6 protein-coding genes are annotated in these 6,000 nt (G+C 64.3%); all 6 read right to left on the bottom strand.

Features of this window, described 5'->3' with window-relative positions; all coding sequences use genetic code 11:
• Positions 1-442 precede the first annotated feature (442 nt).
• A complete protein-coding gene (locus H5T73_12175; GenBank protein ID MBC7248516.1) occupies positions 443-1,348 on the bottom strand; it encodes an RnfABCDGE type electron transport complex subunit B in 906 nt (301 codons plus the stop codon).
• Positions 1,349-1,509: 161 nt separating this feature from the next.
• Positions 1,510-2,133, bottom strand: a complete 624-nt coding sequence (locus tag H5T73_12170) for an electron transport complex subunit RsxA (GenBank protein MBC7248515.1) — start codon at positions 2,131-2,133, stop codon at positions 1,510-1,512.
• On the bottom strand, positions 2,130-2,774 hold the full coding sequence (gene rsxE, locus H5T73_12165) for an electron transport complex subunit RsxE (protein MBC7248514.1): 645 nt from the start codon (positions 2,772-2,774) through the stop codon (positions 2,130-2,132). The genes H5T73_12170 and rsxE overlap by 4 nt, the downstream gene beginning before the upstream one ends.
• A 10-nt stretch (positions 2,775-2,784) precedes the next feature.
• A complete protein-coding gene (locus tag H5T73_12160) occupies positions 2,785-3,348 on the bottom strand; it encodes an FMN-binding protein (GenBank protein ID MBC7248513.1) in 564 nt (187 codons plus the stop codon).
• The gene (locus H5T73_12155; GenBank protein ID MBC7248512.1) at positions 3,345-4,409 is read right to left on the bottom strand and encodes an RnfABCDGE type electron transport complex subunit D; all 1,065 of its coding nucleotides are present in this window, start codon (positions 4,407-4,409) and stop codon (positions 3,345-3,347) included. The genes H5T73_12160 and H5T73_12155 overlap by 4 nt, the downstream gene beginning before the upstream one ends.
• The gene (rsxC, locus tag H5T73_12150; GenBank protein ID MBC7248511.1) at positions 4,396-5,820 is read right to left on the bottom strand and encodes an electron transport complex subunit RsxC; all 1,425 of its coding nucleotides are present in this window, start codon (positions 5,818-5,820) and stop codon (positions 4,396-4,398) included. The genes H5T73_12155 and rsxC overlap by 14 nt, the downstream gene beginning before the upstream one ends.
• Between the last annotated feature and the right edge of the window lie 180 nt (positions 5,821-6,000).

Below are 6,000 nucleotides of genomic sequence, written 5' to 3'. Positions count from 1 at the left end.
TCCGTATTCCCGGCGAGATTGCTTCGTCGGCGCTGGCGCGCCTCCTCGCAATGACAGGGGACCGGGCGCTGGCGCGCCTCCTCGCAATGACAGGGGACCGAAAATGTCATCGCGAGGAGCGGAGCGACGAAGCGATCTCCTCCGGACCTTGCTCCCCCTCCCGGCACCCATACCCTATCCGTATTCCCGGCGAGATTGCTTCGTCGGCGCTGTCGCGCCTCCTCGCAATGACAGGGGACCGGGCGCTACGCGCCTCCTCGCAATGACAGGGGACCGGGCGCTACGAGCCTCCTCGCAATGACAGGGAACCGGGCGCTACGAGCCTCCTCGCAATGACAGGGGACCGGGCGCTACGCGCCTCCTCGCAATGACGCTAAACGGGAAACGCCTTGCTGCCTGACCACACCTGTTGCCCTAACCTCGTGCCCAGAGCCTGTGCCGGTTATTCCCCTTCCTCGGCCTTCTCTTCCCCGCCGGGCCGCCCTTTCTTCCTCGCGGGCTTCTTTTTCTCGGGGACGACGAATTCCCCGCCCTCCGGGTGATCATCATGGGGTACCCAGACCTGGATGGAGTCGGTGGGGCACACCGCGGCGCACTCGCCGCAGCCGGTGCATTTCTCGTAATCGATGGTGGCGAAGCCGTTGGAGACGTGGATGGCGTCCTCGGGGCAAGCCTTCTCGCAGCGGCGGCAGCCGGTGCAGGCCACCTTGCACACGCTGGTGGCTTTCTTCCCCGTGTAATGGCTCTTGCACCGCACGAAGACGCGGGCGTCGGCGGGGACCATCTCGATGAGGTCGCGGGGGCATACATCGGCGCAGAGACCGCAACCCGTGCACTTGCGCACGTTGACCCTGCGGATACCCTCCTCGTCGAAGGTGATGGCGTTGACCGGGCAGACGTCGGCACAGTCCTGGAGCCCCAGGCAACCGAAGGGACAGGCCTTGCCGCCGCCCACCAGCTCGGCGGCGCGGCAGGAGTTGACCCCCTGGTAGAAAGAGCGCAGTGGAGACAAAGATTTCCCGCCCCGGCAGTGGATGTGGGCTACCAGTGCCACCATGGCTCCCGCTTCCGTCCCCATGATGCGCCCCACCTCGGCAGCCACGTCGGGTCCACCCGCCCTGCACACGGTGACCGGCGCGTCCCCGGCCACCACCGCCGCGGCCGCGGCCTCGCATCCCGGCAGCCCGCAGGCACCGCAGTTGGAGCCGGGAAGAGCTGCCAGCACTTCCTCCACGCGGGGATCGACCTCCACGTGAAAACGCCGGGAGGCGACGGCCAGGATGGCGCCCAGCAGGATGCCGAAACCGGCCAGGGAAACGGCTGCTTTCCACACCAGCGACCAGTCCAATTCCAGCTCCTTGCCCTTATCTATCCTTGCCTTCTTGCCTTACTTCATCCTTTGCGGACGAATTTCTTCCTCGAGCCTCTTCGCTCTCCCCGCCTTTTCCTCAAACCCTTCCCCCGTTTTCTTCCCCCGGCCATTCATTACCGGAGGCCCAGCCCTTCTTCCTACAGCCCGAACATCCCCGCGAACCCCATGAAGGCCAGGGAGAAGATGGCGGCGGTGATGAAGGCTATGGGCACCCCCCGGAAGAACTTGGGAATGGGCGCCAGCTCCAGCCTCTCGCGCATGGCGGCGAAGAGGATGAGCACCAGCGAGAAGCCCACCGCCACGCCGATGGTGTATACCACCGACTCCACGAACCCGTAGTGGTAGGCGATGTTCAGCTTGGTGAAGAAACCCGGCTTCACGCTCTCCGTGGCGGCGGCCAGCACGGCGCAGTTGGTGGTGATGAGGGGAAGGTAGATGCCCATGGCCTTGTACAGCGGCGGGCTGGTCTTTTTGATGACCATCTCCACGAACTGCACCAGGCTGGCGATGACCAGGATGAAAGTCGGGATGTAGAGGAATTCCCCCACCCCCAGCGGCTCCAGCACGTAGTTCCAGGCTATCCAGCTCACCGAGGTCGCCATGGTCATGACGAAGATCACCGAGATGCTCATGCCCAGGGATGTCTCCAGGCTGGTGGAGACGCCGAAGAAGGGGCAGAGGGCGATGAAGCGGATGAGCAGGATGTTGGCGACCACGGCCGCGCCGAAGAGGAGCAGGAAATAACGCCAGGCCTCGCTCATCTCGTTCCCTCCCCGCTTTCCGGCTTGCGCCGTGCCTGGTACCACTGCAATATCGCCGAGAGCATGGCGAAGGTGATGAAGGCGCCCGGGAACATGATGAGGATCACCGGGACCGCCTTGATGTGCAGGTCGATGATGGTGGTGTTGAAGAGGACGATCTTGCCCGTGCCGAAAAGTTCCCTGAACACGCTCATGATGAGGAGCACGCAGGTGTAACCCATCCCGATGCCCAACCCGTCCATGAAGGAGTGGGAGACCCTGGCGCTTGAGGCGTAGCCCTCCGCGCGCGCAAGGATGATGCAGTTGACCACGATGAGGGGGATCCACACCCCCAGCCTCTCGTAGACGGGGGGTATGGTCTTGAGGGTGAGGTCCACGATGGTCACGAAGGAGGCGATGACCACGATGTAGATGGGGATGCGCACCTGGTCGGGGATGAAGTTGCGGATGAGGGATATGATGACGTTGGAGCAGGTGAGCACGAAGATCACCGCCAGACCCATGAAGATGCAGTTCTCCACCCTCGTGGAGATGGCCAGGGAGGAGCACAGTCCCACCATGAGCACCAACAGGGGGTTGGTGGTGATGAAGCCCTTCAGGAACTCTCCCCGCAGGGTCCTTTCCTTGTCGGGATTATCCATGGTCTCCTCCTCAAGCCCCCTCTTGTAGTTTTTTCCACATCTCCAAAGCCATGTTCACCCCGTTGTTGATCCCCTTGGAGGTGAAGGTAGCCCCGGAGTAGGCGTCCACGTCCACGCGCAGGGTGAGGGGATCCGGCCCCTTGCCTTGGTACTGGCCGAGGAACTGCTCCGATTCCGCCGCCACCGCTCCCAGGCCCGGCGTCTCCTCGTTGGTGACCACCTCGATGCCGGTGACCTTACCCTCGGCGCTCACCCCCACGGCCATGGTGATGAAGTTATAGCCCTTGCTCTTGAGCACGAAGGCGTGGCCGACGACATCCCCTCCAGGGCCTTTGCCCTCGAAGACGCCGATGAGATCGGGAAAATCCCCCTGCAGGGAGGCCGTCAGCTCCAGGTCCTCCTCTGCCTTTGCCTGCAGGGAGGCCAGCACCGCGTCCGCCGCCTCCGCCTTGCGTTTCTGCTCCTGCTCCGCGATACGGTCCTTCACCAGGGTGTAGGTCAATCCCAGTCCCACGGCGGCAACGGCGCACACCAGGAAGAGGCGCAGTCCCAGGTTGAGGATGTGGCGTGTCATGATGCGGCGGCCTCCCCGGACTCCCCGGTTTTCCTCGCTTCCCTAACCGTGCCGTAGGTGCGTGGCAGGATGTAGCGGTCGATGATGGGGACCAGCCCGTTCATGAAGAGGATGGCGAACATGACCCCCTCGGGGTTGTTGGACCAGAAGCGCAGCAGCCAGGTCACCAGCCCCAGGCCCAGCGCGTAGACCACCTTTCCCCTGCCGGCCAGGGGGCTGGTGGTGTAGTCGGTGGCCATGAAGACGGCCCCTATGAGCAGGCCGCCCGCCAGGGTGTAGAAGAGGGGGTCCCTCCCGGTGAAGGAGGTGAGCACGGCCACCGTGCCCACGTAGATCACCGGGATCTTCCAGTCGATGATGCGCACGGCCACCAGGTATACCCCTCCCAGGATGAGCAGCAGCGCCGAGACCTCTCCCAGGCATCCCCAGGGATTGGCGAGGAAGAGCGGCTTATAGTAGGTGGATGCCTGTATCCCGTGGGGGACGCCGCCGGGGCCGATGGGACTCGTCGAGGGATCGTATATTATCTTCATCGCCGCCAGGGGGGAAGCCCCGCTGGCCACGTCCACCGCCTTCTCGATGAGCTTGTGGGTGGAGGTGTTGGCGATAGCGATGGAGGCGGACTTGGCGTAGCCGGCGTTCATGTAGGAGGCCCAGGAGACGAAGGCCACCGCCCTCCCCACCAGCGCCGGGTTGAAGAGGTTGTGGCCCAGGCCGCCGAACATCTGCTTGCCCAGCACGGTGGCCACCAGGCCGGCGATCAGGGCGATCCACCAGTGAAGCTGCGGGGGCAGGGTGAGGGCCAGGAGCAACCCGGTGAGCAGGGCGCTGCAGTCGTCGAGGGTTACCGGCAGCTTTCTCCCCTTCTGCACGGCAAGTTCGCCCAGCATCGCACCCGCGATGGACGAGACCAGCACGTAGAAGGCGTGGATGCCGTGGATGACCACGGCGTAGACGGTGACCGGCGCCAGGGCAGCGATGACGTGGCACATGATCCTGCGCGTGGTAATGGGGTCCCTGATGTGGGGGGACGTGGAGACTATGAACCTACCGGCTTCCATTCCCGCCTCCCCCGTCGGCATCCGCGGCGGCTTTATCCGCCCGGCGTTTCTCCACGAGCGCCTTCCTGCGCGCCAGCTCCGCCTTCCCCGCCTTGATGAGTTGCACGATGGGGTTCCTGGTGGGACAGGTGTAGGTGCAGCACCCGCACTCTATACAGTCGTTCACGTGCAGCCTCTCCAGGTCTGCCCATTTCTCGCGATGGGCGTACGCCGCAAGGTAGGTGGGGATGAGGTTCATGGGGCAGGCCTGCACGCAGCGACCGCAGCGGATGCATACCGGTTCCCTCGGTATCTCGTATCCCGCCTCCGCGGAGGAGAGGAAGAGTATGCCCGACGTCCCCTTGATCACCGGGACGTCAAGGGTATACTGGGCCAGCCCCATCATGGGCCCTCCCATGATGACCTTGGCCGGGGGCTCGGTGAAACCTCCGCAGGACTCCACCACGGCCGCGAAGCTGCTCCCCAGGGGGACCAGGAGGTTGGCCGGTTCCCTCACCACGGAGCCGGTGACGGTGACCACCCGTTCCACCAGTGGCAGGCCGGTGCGGAAGTAGCGGGCGATGGCCTGTGCCGTGCCGACGTTGTTCACCACCACCCCCACGTGCATGGGAAGCCCCCCGGACGGCACCTCGCGTCCCAGGAGCGTGGTGATGAGCACCTTCTCGGCTCCCTGAGGATAGCGGGTATGCAGGGAACGCAGCTCGATGGCGGGATCGCGGATGGTTTCCGCCATGACGCGCAACGCCTGGGGCTTGTTGTCCTCCACGGCGACGATCCCCCTGCGTGCACCCACCGCCTTCATGATGATGCGCATGCCCTCCACTATCTCCTCTGCGCACTCGAGCATGAGACGGTAATCGGAGGTCAGGAAGGGCTCGCACTCCGCGCCGTTGAGGATGACCGTGTCTATGGGGTACTGGCCGGGAGGGCTGAGCTTGACGTGGGTCGGGAAAGCGGCTCCGCCCAGGCCCACCATGCCGGCCGCGCGCACGGCTCGCCGTATTCCGTTCTCATCCATGTTTTTCCAGTCGAGGGGGGAAAGCCCGGGGTCGAGGGCGCCCTCGCCGTCGTTCTCGATGAAGATGGAGAGGACCTCACCCCCCGCCGGGTGGGGATGGGGCGCGATGTTCCGCACCGCGCCCGACACGCTGGAGTGCACGGGGGCGGAGACGAAGGCCTCGCTGTCGCCGACCACGGTGCCCACCAGGACCCGGTCTCCCTTGCCCACCGTGGGTGAGCAGGGAGCCCCCAGGTGCTGTCGCAAGGGCAGGACCACGAGTTCGGGAGCGCCCATCTTGCGGATGGGCTTGTCGGCTGTGGCCTGTTTGTTGTCGGGGGGATGTACGCCGCCTCTAACCCTGGGGAGGAACCTCGGGATCTTTCTCCCCGCCACCGTTGTCGTTTTTTCCATTGACGTGTACTTCCACCGTGCTTTGATAAACAAAAACCAGATTGTAATTTAAACCTTGAACCGCTTGTTGTCCACCCCCCTTTTGTTCGCTTCCCTGTTGGAAAACGTGACACGGAAAACGTCGCTCCCACGCGTTTTACCCGCATGGGAGTCCTCTCCGGTCCATGGAAGGAACCGGGA

The sequence above is a fragment of the Actinomycetota bacterium genome (assembly GCA_014360655.1).
In the GTDB taxonomy this organism is placed as follows: domain Bacteria; phylum Actinomycetota; class Geothermincolia; order Geothermincolales; family RBG-13-55-18; genus JACIXC01.
Note: the sequence above shows the minus strand (reverse complement) of the source record. Positions and strands in the feature narration are given on the sequence as shown.